This is a genomic window from Flavivirga rizhaonensis, from assembly GCF_004791695.1.
GTDB lineage: Bacteria > Bacteroidota > Bacteroidia > Flavobacteriales > Flavobacteriaceae > Flavivirga > Flavivirga rizhaonensis.
The window spans coordinates 38,533-53,854 of the sequence record NZ_SRSO01000021.1 but is presented as its reverse complement, the minus strand read 5'-3'; the positions used below and the strand labels follow the sequence as shown (position 1 = coordinate 53,854).

Here is a 15,322-nt window from a genome sequence, read left to right as displayed (position 1 = left end):
GCGTAAACTAAAACGTATGTACAATTTATTAAAAGGAAAAAAGGGAATCATTTTTGGAGCATTAGATGCTAATTCAATTGCTTGGAAAACAGCAGAACGTGTGCATGAAGAAGGAGGAGCATTTGTATTAACAAATGCGCCGGTTGCTATGCGTATGGGGCAAATAAATGAGTTAGCCGAAAAAACGGGTTCTCAAATTATTCCTGCTGACGCAACTTCTGAAGAAGATTTACAAAAACTGGTTGAAAAATCAATGGAGATTCTTGGTGGTAAAATAGACTTTGTATTACATTCAATAGGGATGTCTATTAATGTTAGAAAAGGAAAACATTATACCGATCAGAATTATGCATGGACACAAAAAGGAACTGATGTTTCTGCGATGTCTTTCCATAAAGTTATGCAAACATTATACAAAGCAGATGCTATGAATGAATGGGGTAGTATTGTAGCTTTAACCTATATGGCAGCACAACGTGTTTTTCCGGATTATAATGATATGGCTGATAATAAAGCGTATTTGGAAAGTATTGCTCGTAGTTTTGGGTATTTCTTTGGACGTGATAAAAATGTACGTGTAAATACCATTTCTCAATCCCCTACGCCAACAACTGCAGGAAGTGGTGTTAAAGGTTTTGATGGATTTATAGCTTATGCCGATAAAATGTCACCATTAGGTAACGCAACAGCATTAGATTGTGCTAATTATACGGTTTCTTTATTCAGTGATTTAACCAAACGGGTTACGCTTCAAAACCTATTCCATGATGGAGGTTTTAGTAACATGGGAGTTAGTGATGCTGTTATGGATACTTTTATGAACGAAGACTAAAATATTTTAAATATTGAAAACGAGCCACCCTTTAAACGGTGGCTTTTTTGTTACATTTGTTTTATGCAATTAAAGTTTTCTTTTATCATTCCTGTTTACAATCGTCCAGACGAAATAGAGGAGCTTTTACAGAGTTTTGAAGGTTTACAAGGACACATACCTTTTGAGATAGTTATAGTTGAAGACGGTTCTGCAATAGTTTCTAAAGAGGTCGTTAATGCTTATAAGGAGAAGTTAGAGATATCTTATTTTTTTAAAGAAAATTCCGGACCAGGAGATTCCAGGAATTTTGGTATGCAAAAAGCAAAAGGGAACTATTTTATTATTTTAGATTCCGATTGTATTTTACCAAAAAACTATTTAGTAGAAGTTGTGAAAAGTTTAGAAAACAACTATGTAGATTGTTTTGGTGGACCAGATGCAGCACATAGCTCATTTACGGACCTTCAAAAAGCTATTAACTTTTCAATGACATCGTTTATTACTACCGGAGGTATAAGAGGAAATAAAAAAAGTGTGGATACGTTTCAGCCAAGAAGTTTCAATATGGGACTTTCAAAAGAAGCTTTCATTGCATCAAAAGGCTTTGGGAGAATACATCCTGGAGAAGACCCTGATTTGTCTATTAGACTTTGGGATTTAGGGTTTAAAACCAAACTAATTCCAGAAGCTTTTGTATATCATAAACGTCGCATTTCATGGAGCAAGTTTTATACTCAAGTGCATAAATTTGGTTTGGTACGTCCTATTTTAAACAAATGGCATCCATCTACAAAAAAAATTACTTATTGGTTTCCTACAATCTTTTGTATAGGGTTTCTAATGTCATTACTACTCATTTTTTTTAATTTTAAATGGACCTTAATTGGTTATATGTTGTATTTTGTAGTAGCAGTAGTATTAGCTTTAATAAAGACAAGAAGTATAAGCGTTTCTATACTTTCTTTAGTGGCTATAATTATTCAGTTTTTTGGTTATGGTTATGGGTTTTTAAAGTCAACAGTTGTAGTTTCAGTACTTAATAAAAAACCAGAGATTTATTTCCCTAAGTTATTTTTTAAACAGAAATGATAAAAAAGTTAAAGTCAGACATACTCGCTTCAATAAAAAATAAAAGAATAAATGTGTTCATTTTATTTTTATTGTTTGCCTTTATTATTTTAATATTTACTAAACTATCAAAAGAATATACAAATACTATTGTTTTTGATATTGAAAAGGTAAATGTCCCTGAAGAGAATGTAATTTTAAATGACTCAGTTGTATTAAATATTACTTTAAAAACACACGGTTTTAAGTGGCTTCGGTATTATGTTTCCAAACCAAAGATTAAGATAGATTTTATTAATGATGTTGATAAAGAAGATGGCGTCTTTTTGTGGAATAAATCTAAAGCCTATTTAGATAATACTCAGTTTGATGAGCAAGTAGAATTGCTTAATATTTCTCCGAAAAGATTAGCTTTTAGATATGATGTCAACTTGGTTAAAAAAGTACCAATAAAGATAAATGCAACTGTTAATTTCCACCCAGGTTATGATGTAGCAGATAAGTTAGTTTCAGATCCCGATTCTATAGAAATTATTGGCCCCAACGTATTAGTGTCTAAAATTCACCATTTAGAAACCGAAGACGTTATTTTTAATGATGTAAAATCAAATTTATCAGAAATTACGAATCTGAAACTCCCAGAAAACACCTCTGATTTAAAATTTTCTGCTAATAGTATTACTATAAAGGGAGATGTAGAGAAGTTTACAGAAGGGACATTAAAGATACCAGTAAGCATTATTAATGCCCCTAAAGGTGTAAAGCTAAAATACTTTCCAAAAGAAGTAAACGTTTCATATTATATAAGTTTGAGTCATTTTAATTCGGTCACAAATAAAGATTTTAAGGTTGTTTGTGATTATACAAAAGCAGTTGGTAATCAATCTCTTTTAGTTCCGGAATTAGTAAAATCTCCAAAAACAGCTAAAAACATTAAAATGAATCAACAGCGAATAGAATTTATAATTATAAAATGATTATTGTAGGACTTACAGGAGGTATTGGTAGCGGAAAGACAACAGTGGCTAAACAGTTTGAGGCGTTAGGAGTGCCAGTTTATATAGCTGATGTAGAAGCTAAAAACCTGATGCATAAATCTAAAGTCATTAAAAGAAAGCTTATTCAATTATTTGGAGATAAAGCTTATATTAATGATGTATTAAACAAATATTATATTGCCGATATTATCTTTAATAATAACACCTATTTGCAAAAAATGAATGCCATTGTTCACCCTAGAGTAGCCAGGCATTTTGAAAAATGGTCATTAAAACAAGATGCCCCTTATGTTATAAAGGAAGTAGCTGTTTTATTTGAAAACGGAGGACATATAGCATGCGATTATATTATTACAGTTACAGCTCCAAAAGAATTGCGGATAAAGCGTCTTTTAATGCGTGATAATACAACCAAAGATAAGATTAAGTCCATTATGAAAAATCAATGGACAGATACAGAAAAAATTAAATATTCGCAGTATGTTATTGATAACGTAGACCTTGAAATGACTAAAAATCAGGTTGTTGGTATTCATGAGGACATTCTTAAAAGAATTGGGAAAATCTGAAATTTTAACATTTTTGTTAATGTAAGGTTAAAAGGAGAGTGTTATAAATGTTAAAATGTTAATTTTGAATGGTGAGCAAAAGAATATTCATCCTATTAATTATACTAATGAGTTTATCACTTATAGGTATAATTTCTATTCAAGCTTATTATATAAATGATTCTGTAGAAAACGAAAAAGAAAGATTTAAGTTTAATGTTAATACGGCACTACATTATGTTTCTAATACCATTCAAAAGAAGGAATATTCGGAATATGTTTATAAACTTCAAGATTTAATATCTAAAGGAGTAACTGTAGATACAGCAGCTATTAGGAATTTATACATTATTCAAAAAGATTTCGATTCTAAGGAAACTATTTTTTATAGTAGTGGTATATATGAAGAAAACTATAAGTTTAATTCATCGCTCTTTGACATTGGTTCGGATTCTCTTAATATTAAGCGAATTTATAATGAACGTGAAACAAAAATTTTCAATAATGATGGGGGCAGTTTAGAGTCAGATTTAAGTCCAAATGATAAGTTGTTATTGTTGGATGAAATTTCTAGTACTGATGAAATTATTTTTGAAGATATTTATAATGATATCGCATATAGAAGATTAATTCATAAACGTGTGTCTCAGGACGAAATTCAAGAATTGTTATCAAAAAAACTTAAAGAATATTCTATTAATATAGATTTTGAATTTGCTATATATAGTAATGATTTGGCAACGAAAGTTCATAGTGATGGGTTTGAGAACGATCAAGGATCAACTTTTAGTGTGCCTTTTTTTTATAATGAAAAGAATCAAAATAATTATAAGTTTTTAGTGAATTTTCCAGATGATAATAAGTTTATTCTATCACCAATAATAGGAATGATTTTATTATCAATAATTTTCACATTGATTATTATTATTGCTTATTCAAGTGCATTGTATCAACTTTTAAAGCAGCGAAAAATATCTGAAATAAAAACAGATTTTATTAATAATATGACTCACGAGTTTAAAACGCCTATAGCAACTATAAATTTAGCTTTAGATGCCATTAAAAACCCAAAAGTTATAGACGATAAAGAAAGAGTTGTACGATATCTTTCTATGATAAAGGAAGAAAATAAGCGGATGCATGCTCAAGTTGAAAATGTATTAAGAATATCTAAGTTAGAGAAAAACGAACTTAATATTAGTAAGGATAGAGTGGATTTACATGATTTAGTTGATGACGCTATTACACATGTAGAGCTTTTAGTTGAAAACAGACAAGGCTATATTAAAACATTTTTTGAAGCAGAAAAATCGTCTGTTTTGGCTAATGAAACTCACTTTACCAACGTTATTGTTAATATTCTGGATAATGCTATAAAATATTCGCCAGATCCCCCAAAAATAGAAGTATATACTGAAAATGTAGGTACCAATATTTTATTAAAAGTAAAAGATCACGGTAGTGGTATGAGTAAAGCCGCTGCTAAAAAAGTATTTGAAAAATTTTATAGAGAACATACAGGAAATATTCATAATGTAAAAGGTCACGGTTTAGGTTTAGCATATGTTAAGCGTATAGTAGAAGATCATCAAGGTTATGTATCTGTAGAAAGTGAAAAAGAAAAAGGAAGCACATTTACTATAAAGCTTCCACTAATATCGTAAATTATGGAAGATCAAAAAAAGAGAATTTTATTAGTAGAAGACGACCCTAATTTTGGAACCGTTCTTAAGGATTATTTAATGATGAATGATTATGAGGTAACTCATGCTAAAAATGGTATGGAAGGTTTCGAGAAATTCAAAAAAGATGATTTCGATTTATGTATTCTAGATGTTATGATGCCTTATAAAGATGGTTTTACGTTAGCTAAAGAAATAAGAGAGAAAAATACAGATGTTCCAATTATTTTCCTAACAGCTAAAACAATGAAAGAAGATGTTTTAAGAGGCTATAAAGTTGGAGCTGATGATTACCTAAATAAACCTTTTGATAGTGAAGTGCTTTTGATGAAAATTAAAGCAATAATACAGCGTAAAGCAACCGAAACTATTTCTGATAGCAAGCAATTTGAATTTAAAATAGGAAGTTTTGATCTAAATTCTAAATTACGTTTCTTACGTTTTAATGGCGGTGAACCTGTAAAATTATCGCCTAAAGAGAATGAATTATTACGTTTATTAGCATTACACGAAAATGATTTAATGCCACGTGAATTAGCTCTTACTAAAATATGGCGTGATGATAATTATTTTACATCTCGTAGTATGGATGTTTATATAGCAAAGTTGCGTAAGTATTTAAAACTTGATGATAAAGTTGAAATACTAAACATACATGGAGAAGGCTTTAGGTTAGTAATAAACACTTAGTAAAATATTCCTGATTATGATATTAAATCCAGCTTTGTGCTGGATTTTTTGTTTAATTATTTATAAAAATTATTTTGGAGATTAAATAGAAAAATTGCTTTACGGGACTAAAAAACAAAATACACGAAGGTTTCACTAGCTGGACTTACAATGGCAATTAATTTTATAGAGTTATAAGTAGCTTTTTATTCCTATATTTTGAAGAATAGAAAATGTCGACAAGAATTTTTTATATCATTCAGAAAGTGTCGTAATAATTTATGCTCATTAACTACACATGAACAAATCTAAATTTTTCAGTCACTTTGAAGGTAATAAATGGTGGAAATATACTTTAAAATAAAGTTGTTAAACTATCACCTAGCCTGAATTTTTAATCTTTCTCAAAGTTATCTAGAGCAAAAGCATTTTTGTATAATGCTTCTGTTTCACTAATTAAGTCATTCTCAGAAGAATCATAATCGATTAATATTTTCCAAAGATTATCTTCCTTCCTTAAGATAACATGGAATTTACCGTAATATATTTTTTGATTTTCTGTTCTTGGGTTTATAGTAAACTTATAGACACCTCGTTCTGAGGCCATATCATCCTTACAAATACGTTCTAAAAATCTAAAAGAAATGGATTGACTTAAAACAGGATTTCTCCAACGACTCTTATAGCCTTCTAAATAGGCTTCTTTATTTCTAATGGATTTGTAATCGCCACCATTAACTCGAATTAAGTCTTTGCTATGCAAACTTTCGAATAATTCATAATCTAAGGTTTCGAAAGATTTGGAGAAATTACTCCAAATTTGAGTATTGATTTCTTTTAAATCATTAATGTTTTGAGAAATAGCCTTATTACTAAATAGTAGCAACAGGCTAATAATACAAGCTGATAATCGGTTCATTTTAGTCTCTTTGAGGGCTAAAAGGTACGAAAAATATTATATATTAGCTATAAGCCAATTTTTAAACTCATAAAAATTCTGAGGAGCGACACCATGTCCCACAGGAAATTCTGAATATTGATGCTTTATGTTGAGACTACTTAAAAACGGTACAGCTTGTCGTGCCCATTCAACAGGAATAACTTGATCTACACTTCCATGAGAACAATAAAAATTTAAATGCGAGTAGTCTTTAGTTTCATCTTGAGGTATTATATCTTTATAAACATAACCACTCAAAGCTATAATATTTTTAACTTTTTCAGGATATGTTAACGCGACTGCATAACTTAAAATGCTCCCCTGGCTAAACCCTAAAAGGGAAACATGCTCTTTGTTTACAGGGTATACTTCAATAACTTCATCAATAAATCTTGCAATTAAATCACGAGATTCTTCAGCTTGTTCATTATCATTCCATTTGCCTTTGTCTGCATCAAAGTTAATAGCATACCATGCGTTTCCATAAGGCTGCATAGGGTACGGAGCTTTTACTGAAATAATAAAAAGTTCTTTGGGTAATTCGCTAGCAAACGAAAACAAATCGTTTTCATCACTACCATAACCATGCATCATGATTAATAATGGTGCATTTTCGGTTAGTGAAGATTCACGTATTATGTGATGTAATGAGAGTGTATTATTAATCATTTATTTACCAAGGTTTGCAAATATTTTTTGATATAAACTTCCAACTAATGGTACTTTTTGTGCTTTTCCTGAAATAGCATTAGAAAGTCCATATATATAGAGAACACTAAAAAAAATATAAACAGATGCTCTTAACATGAAAATATCAAATTTAGATACTATAGATAAATTTATAATAATCAGGGTAAGCCACAAGCCTAAAGACTGTCTAATATGAAAACTAGCAAAAGGACTTTTCTTGTCTTTTTCATTATTTAAATAATAAGCAATTATTACTCCAAAAATTGTGATATAACTTATTATGGCATTTTTACGACCTCTTTCAACATCTTGCTCTGTCATTATTATTTATTGATTTAACGAAATTTTATTATTTGAGATAACACCATAAACTTTACCTTTTAAGGTTTCATTTTCAAAAATGGCGTTTTTAGATTTAGAAATAATATCATTTTTAGAAAAGGTATATTTCACATCTGGATTAAAAAGGGTTATATTTACCTTGTTTCCAATCTCTATAGGAGTTTGTTCTAAAGAAAATCGATTTTTACCTTTTGTTAGAAGCTCTATAGTTTTCTTAGTTGTAAAAATAGTTTGTAAGGCTCCAAAAACACTTTCTAGCCCTATGGTTCCATATTCGGCATGATCAAATTCTATCTTTTTTTGCTCAATATCAATAGGAGTATGGTCACTTGTTACCATATCTATAGTGCCATCTTTAACACCTTGTATTAAGGCATCTATATCTTCTTGAGTACGTAGCGGGGGTAATACCTTGAAGTGTGTATTGAAATCTGTTAATGCGGCATCAGTAAAGTATAAATTATGTATGGCTACACTAGAGGTAACGTTTAGCTTTTTCTTTTTGGCTTCCCTAATAAGAGCAACGGAAGTTGCAGTAGAGATGGTGGGGATATGCAATTTACCGCCTGTATATTCCAATAAAAATAAATCGCGAGCTATTTGTAATTCTTCAGCTAAAGCAGGGTTTCCTTTTAACCCAAGTTTAGTGCTTGTTATGTTTTCGTTCATAACACCATGTCCGGAAATTTTACTTTCTTGAGGAAATGAACATACTAAGCCATCAAAATTACTTGCGTATTGCAAAGCAATTTTCATAAGATTAGGGTTAGAAATAGGCTTTTTGTAATCGTAAAAGGCTACTGCTCCTGCAGAATTCATGTCGTAAAGTTCTGCTAAATCTTCTCCTTTGCTACCTACTGTGAGCGATCCAATAGGTAATAGTGTAACGGCATTATCTTGTGATTTTGCATTAACAAAAGTAATATCAGAATTAGAATCTAAAACCGGATTTGTATTTGCATTTAAGGCTACAGCTGTAAAACCTCCAGAAGCAGCCGTTTTAAGACCGTTTTTTATGGTTTCACGTTCTTCAAAACCAGGTTCTCCAAAACATACGCTGCTATCAAACCAACCTTGCGAAATATGCAGATTATTTAATTTAACTTCCTGATGGTTATTTTTGTTTTTTATACTATTTGCAACTTTCGAAATCACACCATCTTCAATTAATACATCTTGAGTTGTGTTATGAAACTTGCTTTTAGGATCTATTATAGTAGCCGATTTAATAAGTATGTTCATTTAAAGTATTTTAAGATGCCCATTTCAATAATCAATAATGCTAGTGCAAAAATAACAAACCATTTCCACAAGGCATTAACTTTTGTTTCACTTTTTAGAATGTTAAAGATATCTGTGATTGAATCACTCACCGTTATGTTTTTTGAGGAAGAAAGATCTCTGTAAGTTAAATTACTTTCATCTCTGTTATAATTGTAACTTATATTTTTAATGCTTTCGTTTTTATTTTTTATTGTATAAATATTAGCTATCGATGGGTTTTTAGAAGTGTTTATAACCACTTTGTTGTTAAAGTATTGCTGTCTTGGAATAATACTAATATCATTATTAACCAAGGATAAGATATCATCTTGCTGCAATTGTGTATCGACATCAAAAGTGTTTTCTTGCCCAATAGTATAATACAGTTTAGGTGTTTTTAGGCTCTGTTTTCCGATATTATAAAGCGTTGGAACAATTAATGGTGAATTTATAAAATTTGAATTTTCGTTATTTAAAGAAGCAGTGAAAACGAAAGCATTATTGTTTTGATATAGAAATGATTTGCCATCTTCAAATTGCAAAACAGAAGCATTGTTTGAAGAAATACTATAAAAGCTTTTCACTTTTGGATATTGAAAATTACTCACTCGTTTTTCAAACACCCCATTGTTATATAACGGATGCGCGTAATTAATAGTTGTTATACGTTTTTCACTTGAAAGTAAGTTGCTAAAACTTGAACCGTGATTGATTAATAATTGATTATAAGATTGTTTGTTTATGTTTTTTGAAGGAATTATAATTAATGATCCTCCTTGTTTAGTGAATTGCTTCAATGTGGCTACTAAAGCGTTAGGAATGATATCTAATTCGTTTAAAATTATAAGATGTTGTTGGTCTATAATATTATAATTTAATTGATTTTCTAAAGTTGCTACATAATTAAATTCATCATCGGTATAAATGCGTTTTAAGAAAGAATCGTTTATGCCATTTATAGAAAGTACATTAGTTTTTGATCTGTTGTTAATATTGAAGTATAAACTATTATCAAACTGTAAATTAACGTCATCAATAGATACTTTCCCATTAATCACTTCGTTTACAGGAAGCGAAAATGTGGTTTCAGCATACGTTTCAATAGCAACTGAAGTTTTAGCAATTAAGTTATTATTACTGAATAGAGAAATAGGTAAATTTTCAATGGTACTTCCGCTATTTTGTATAAGTACCTTCAACTCTATGGAAGATGCTGTTTTTTTAGAAATATAAACACTGTCAATAGTAATGTTATTAGTATTTATGGGCTGTAATTTTACTAAATGAAGGTTTGTAAGCGAGTCTGTTTTTTGGGTGAAATTAGATGCATCTTGTTGAAAATCAGAAATGAAAATTAAATGCCTTAAAGTGTTTTTTTGTTTACTAAATATAGTGTTACTTTTTAATAAAGCAGCTTCAGCTGTTAGTTTGTTAGATGAATATTCTAATTGTAGCAAATCATTTTTAATGGCTTTTATTGTGGTATTCTTATACGTGTTATCATTGGTCATTAATGATAGATTCTCATTTTCAGCCACATTACCAATAATATCTTGAACGGCGCGCTTTAAAAGTTCTCCTTGACTTCCTTTTGCTTGTAAACTAAAAGAGTTATCCAAATATATAACAGTTTCTTTTTTAGTTTTAAATGTATCGGACTTAGATGTAAATGGCTGTGTGAATGCCAAAACTATGGCTGCAAGGAGTAATAGTCTTGTACAGAGGATTAACCATTTTTTTATTTGAGAACTTTTGCGAGTTTGCAATGTTGCTTCTTTTAAAAATGCCACATTGGTGAAAGCAACTTTTTGAAATTTTCGTAATTGAAAAAGATGAACAATTATTGGAATGAGCAGTAAAAATAAAGCGTAAAGAAGTTCTGGGTGTTTAAACTGCATTCATTTTTATGATTTCTCAAAACTACATATTTTTTTTCATTTTTTAATAAAAGATTAAAATGAAACGCTCGTGATTTATCTATTTTATGAATTTAATGATGTTAGGATAAAGCCCTTTGGTTTTGGCACTACTTATTCTTATAGAAAAAAGTATAGGGAGAATGATATTCATACCATTAAAAGCTAACAAAAGGAAAATTAATATTTGTCAAGTACGAATCCCACCTAAACTTAAATGTAGAATTTTTATAGCTATAAAGAAGATTATATCACAAGATCAAGGGAAAATACCTTCAACTATACTTAAATGAATTCGTTTACAAGCTTAATGGAAGATATTTTGGTGATTAACTTTTTGATAGGCTTGTCATTGCTAACATTAGAGGGTTATGATTAAAAACAGATATTCAAATTTTTTTATATAAAATATTAAAAAAGTCTTTGTAGATAAAGTTTAAATCAATTACATTTGCACACGCATTACAAAATGCGTTACATGGTGGTTGTAGCTCAGTTGGTTAGAGCATTGGTTTGTGGTACCAAGGGTCGTGGGTTCGAATCCCATCATCCACCCAAAAGTAAAAGCCTTTCAAATTTTTGAAAGGCTTTTTTTGTCTGTTTTAGTGCTTTTTATGAATATTACGTGATTTATAGATTTCTAAACCTTTGTTGCAAAATAATTATGTCTTAATCCACTTTTACCCGCTCACTTCTATTTGCAATTTCCCAGGCTGTATGGAAAATTAATCGCGCTCGTGTTTCTAACAAATCGTATTGAATTTTGTCTGGAGTATCAGAAGGTTTATGATAATCGGCATGCGTGCCATTAAAATAAAATATAACAGGGATGTTATTTTTTGCAAAATTATAATGATCAGAACGATAATAAAAACGATTTGGGTCATCATCATCATTATATGTATAATCAAACGTCATATTAATATATTTCTTGTTCACCGTTTCAGATATATTATGCAATTCCTTACTTAGTTTATCCGATCCTATTAAGTATACATAGTTTCTATTATTCTCATGTTTTCGATCTACACGACCAATCATATCTATATTTAAATTTGCAACTGTATTTGTTAAAGGTATTATAGGGTCTTCATCTGTATAGTATCTAGAACCAAATAATCCTATTTCTTCACCTGTAACATGTAAAAATAAAATAGAACGTTTAGGACCATGACCTTTATCTGAAGCAGCTTTAAAAGCTTCAGCAATTTCTAAAATGGCAACGGTGCCAGATCCATCATCATCTGCGCCATTGTAAATATCGCCATTTTCAGAAATGCCAATATGATCTAAGTGTGCCGAAATTATAACCACTTCATCTGGTTTTTCTGTACCTTTTATATATGCTAAAACATTTTCAGAATCCTTTATACTACCGGAAAAATAAGACGCAGGAATTTCTTGAAAATAATCACCCTTTGCAATAGGAGACTGGATGCCTGTAGATACATAATGGTTTTTAATAAATTCTACAGCTTTTTTTTGCCCAGGTTCACCTGTTTTTCTGCCTTTAAATTCATCTGAAGCGTATGTATAAAGAGCTTCTTTTAATTCATCTGCTGTAATAGTTTTTGCATATTTTGTAACATCACCAATATTTTTTGATAGCTTCTTATTTTGTGAATTACTACATCCAACGATAGATAGTGTAGTGTATAGAAGAATTACTAAATTTTTCATTTTATAAAAATATATTTCGTACGATATTACAAAAATGAATTAATAGAATAACAATTTTTGAATCTAATTTAACAGTTCATTGTATTCGTCAATTACGATACGATGTTTCTGATTGGCAATTTGCCATGCAGTAGTAAATATAAGCTTTGTACGCCTTTGTAAAAGATCATAATCTATTTTATCAGGCGTATCTGTAGGTTCGTGGTAATCACTATGCTCTCCATTAAAATAAAAAATAACAGGAATGCCTTTTAAAGCAAAATTATAGTGATCTGAGCGCGAGTAATATTTATGCGCTTCACCTTCAACATTATATTTGTAATCTATATCTATGTTGAAATAGGACGTATTTATTTTTTCAGATAAATAATGCAGCTCCTTACTTAGTCTGTCTGATCCAATTAAATATATGTAATCTTTATTGTTTTGATGTATTTCGTCAACTCTTCCTATCATATCGATATTAAGATTAGCAATAGTATTTTCTAAAGGAAACACTGGATGTTGCGTATAGAATTCTGAACCTTGTTTACCTATTTCTTCTGCGGTTAAATGTAAAAACAAGATACTACGTTTTGGCCCATGACCATCTTTTTTAGCTAATTTAAAAGCTTGAGCCATTTCCATCATTGCTACAGTGCCAGAACCATCATCATCTGCACCATGATTTATTTGACCATTATCAGAAATACCAAGATGATCTAGATGTGCGGAAATAATAATAATTTCTTCTGGATACTTACTACCTTCTATATATGCTAAAACATTTTCTGAATCTTTAATACCTTTCGAAAAGAAAGTTTCAGGAATAACCTGATAATAATTGTCACCCCCAAAAGGAGATTCGATGTTCTCATTTTTATAGTATGATTTTAAAAATTCAGAAGCTAATTTTTGCCCTTTTTCTCCAACCTTTCTACCTTCAAATTCATCTGAAGAAAATTTATATAAATGTGTTTTTAGTTCTTTGACAGTTATGGTATTAGCGTAGTTTATTACTTGCGTACTATCTACCAATTGAATACTATCTTTAAGGTTTTGGATTCTTGTAGTATACTTTGGCGTGGAACAAGTACCCACAAGGATTACCGATAGTATATAAAAGTGTTTCATGCGTTTTTTAGTCCGATTTTTACATGTAACGAATAGCCAAATCATTTTCGAGGGCGAGAAAACTTTAGTGTGCTAGTCTTAGTCTAAGCTTTAGTTTACAAATATATACAAATATAGGAGAAATTACTTACCTGAAAAGGTGAAATTTTCATTAAAAATTTTGAAGATTTTAATATGTTTTTTTATTTAAAATCTGCTTTTTGTGATTTGTAAAGTTTCGGTATTTACCATGTCATTTTTATCAAAGATAAATTTATATGCAACTATAGCTAATACTATAGCAGTAACCAAGAATGTAAACTGAATTACTTTTTTTGCCTGACTACTTTTTTTTGAAAAGTAAAATACCACTAACCCAAATGTTAATCCAGCTATAATGGACATAATTTCTAAGTTATAAATTAGAAGTCCAATTAGCATTGTTGCTAAGATTGAAGCTAAAATAGCTAAAAAAACAAAGATTATTTTCATTTAAAATATTTATTCTTTTAAACCAGATTCTTGATTTAATTTTTGGTACGATTAATTGTACTAATTCGAGAGTTATAGTCTATTATTACTACAAAAAATCAAAATTTATATGTCCACATTGTACGATAGCATTAATTGTGCCGAAAATGAAATATTTTAAATTATTTTTAATTTTTCACTATAAATGTAAGTAATAGATCACAACTGATATTTGTCATAGTTTTTTTGGGGAGGTGATACTATATTTACTTGAAATCCTATTCAGTATTTCAATGAAAACTATATTGTTACCCACCGATTTTTCCAAGAACTCAATGAATTCTATTGATTTTGCCGTAGCATTGTTTAAGGATGTTGAGTGTGAATTTTATTTGCTAAATGTGCAAAAGGCATCATCATTTATTTCTGATGACATGATTGCTGTTGCATCGTCTACAACTATTTATAAAACCATAATCGATGCTGCTAAAAAATCCTTATCAAACATTATTTCTAAATTAAAAAAGCGTGATAAAAATGATAAACACCATTTTCACCCAATGGTTGATTATGATAACTTTATAGATTCTATCAATCAAGTTTCTGAAAAAAACCAAGTTGATTTGATAATTATGGGAACTAAAGGAGCTTCTGGATTACAAAAGGTGATCTTTGGAAGCAATACGGTACGAGTTATACAGCGATGTAAAGCGCCAGTACTTGCAATTCCTGATAATTGTGTTTTTTCTGACTTACATAAATTGCTCTTTACTACTAACAATGTGAATTCATTTGATATTACTCACTTAAAACCTTTAGTCGATTTAGTAGCTCAAAACGATTCTAAGTTACATGTTTTACACGTTGCTGACGAAAACCATTTAGTACAGAAACAAGGCAAGAATGTCGATTTTTTTAATTCACATTTCCCGAATTCTATTCATGATTATATAGATGTAAAAACTAAAGATATGTATGATGTTGTACATAAGTATATCATTAGGAATAATATAAAAATGCTATGTATGGTAGATGAGAAACATTCTTTTTTAGAACGTTTGTTTAATAAACATTTGGTTGAAACTTTTGCTTTTAGTATCGATATCCCCTTTCTGGTAATGAAAAATAATTAACTTAAAAATATGTGAA

General features: G+C 29.8%; 15 protein-coding genes and 1 tRNA gene. 8 read left to right on the top strand and 8 right to left on the bottom strand.

The window, feature by feature from the left end; translation table 11 throughout:
* Positions 1–16 precede the first annotated feature (16 nt).
* The 6 genes from EM932_RS14465 (at position 17) to EM932_RS14440 (ending at position 5,800) form a co-directional block, all read left to right on the top strand.
* Positions 17–832, top strand: coding sequence for an enoyl-ACP reductase FabI (locus EM932_RS14465; RefSeq protein WP_135877906.1), 816 nt, complete (start codon positions 17–19; stop codon positions 830–832).
* Positions 833–895: 63 nt separating this feature from the next.
* A complete protein-coding gene (locus tag EM932_RS14460) occupies positions 896–1,903 on the top strand; it encodes a glycosyltransferase (RefSeq protein WP_135877905.1) in 1,008 nt (335 codons plus the stop codon).
* Positions 1,904–1,956: 53 nt separating this feature from the next.
* Positions 1,957–2,859: a YbbR-like domain-containing protein gene (locus EM932_RS14455; protein WP_246041077.1), complete on the top strand. Its 903-nt coding sequence runs from the start codon at positions 1,957–1,959 to the stop codon at positions 2,857–2,859.
* Entirely contained in the window at positions 2,856–3,449 is a 594-nt protein-coding gene (coaE, locus tag EM932_RS14450) for a dephospho-CoA kinase (protein WP_135877904.1), read from the top strand. The genes EM932_RS14455 and coaE overlap by 4 nt, the downstream gene beginning before the upstream one ends.
* 107 nt (positions 3,450–3,556) lie before the next feature.
* Positions 3,557–5,092: a sensor histidine kinase gene (locus EM932_RS14445; RefSeq protein ID WP_135877903.1), complete on the top strand. Its 1,536-nt coding sequence runs from the start codon at positions 3,557–3,559 to the stop codon at positions 5,090–5,092.
* 3 nt (positions 5,093–5,095) lie between these two features.
* Positions 5,096–5,800, top strand: coding sequence for a response regulator transcription factor (locus tag EM932_RS14440; protein ID WP_135877902.1), 705 nt, complete (start codon positions 5,096–5,098; stop codon positions 5,798–5,800).
* Between the two features lie 373 nt (positions 5,801–6,173).
* On the opposite strand, the gene EM932_RS14435 is transcribed toward EM932_RS14440, so the two are convergent.
* From EM932_RS14435 to EM932_RS14415, 5 genes are read right to left on the bottom strand one after another with little or no spacing between them, the layout of a single operon-like run.
* The gene (locus tag EM932_RS14435; RefSeq protein ID WP_135877901.1) at positions 6,174–6,698 is read right to left on the bottom strand and encodes a YybH family protein; all 525 of its coding nucleotides are present in this window, start codon (positions 6,696–6,698) and stop codon (positions 6,174–6,176) included.
* 36 nt (positions 6,699–6,734) lie between these two features.
* Complete coding sequence (locus EM932_RS14430) at positions 6,735–7,388, bottom strand: alpha/beta hydrolase (protein WP_135877900.1); 654 nt, start codon at positions 7,386–7,388, stop codon at positions 6,735–6,737.
* Positions 7,389–7,730 (bottom strand): hypothetical protein, encoded by a 342-nt coding sequence (locus tag EM932_RS14425; RefSeq protein WP_135877899.1) that lies wholly within the window; start codon positions 7,728–7,730, stop codon positions 7,389–7,391.
* Positions 7,731–7,736: 6 nt separating this feature from the next.
* Complete coding sequence (locus tag EM932_RS14420) at positions 7,737–8,993, bottom strand: dihydroorotase (protein WP_135877898.1); 1,257 nt, start codon at positions 8,991–8,993, stop codon at positions 7,737–7,739.
* Positions 8,990–10,912: a BatA domain-containing protein gene (locus tag EM932_RS14415; protein ID WP_135877897.1), complete on the bottom strand. Its 1,923-nt coding sequence runs from the start codon at positions 10,910–10,912 to the stop codon at positions 8,990–8,992. The genes EM932_RS14420 and EM932_RS14415 overlap by 4 nt, the downstream gene beginning before the upstream one ends.
* A 499-nt stretch (positions 10,913–11,411) precedes the next feature.
* On the opposite strand from EM932_RS14415, the gene EM932_RS14405 reads away from it, so the two are divergent.
* A tRNA-His gene (locus EM932_RS14405) sits at positions 11,412–11,485 on the top strand.
* A gap of 114 nt (positions 11,486–11,599) precedes the next feature.
* Here EM932_RS14405 and EM932_RS14400 read toward each other — a convergent pair.
* The 3 genes from EM932_RS14400 to EM932_RS14390 form a co-directional block, all read right to left on the bottom strand.
* Positions 11,600–12,610: a M28 family metallopeptidase gene (locus EM932_RS14400; protein WP_135877896.1), complete on the bottom strand. Its 1,011-nt coding sequence runs from the start codon at positions 12,608–12,610 to the stop codon at positions 11,600–11,602.
* A gap of 63 nt (positions 12,611–12,673) precedes the next feature.
* Positions 12,674–13,723 carry a M28 family peptidase gene (locus tag EM932_RS14395; protein ID WP_135877895.1) on the bottom strand — a complete coding sequence of 350 codons (1,050 nt, stop codon included), beginning with the start codon at positions 13,721–13,723 and terminating at the stop codon, positions 12,674–12,676.
* A 186-nt stretch (positions 13,724–13,909) separates the two neighbouring features.
* Entirely contained in the window at positions 13,910–14,194 is a 285-nt protein-coding gene (locus tag EM932_RS14390) for an FUSC family protein (RefSeq protein ID WP_135877894.1), read from the bottom strand.
* A gap of 272 nt (positions 14,195–14,466) precedes the next feature.
* On the opposite strand from EM932_RS14390, the gene EM932_RS14385 reads away from it, so the two are divergent.
* Complete coding sequence (locus EM932_RS14385; protein ID WP_135877893.1) at positions 14,467–15,306, top strand: universal stress protein; 840 nt, start codon at positions 14,467–14,469, stop codon at positions 15,304–15,306.
* Positions 15,307–15,322: the final 16 nt, after the last annotated feature.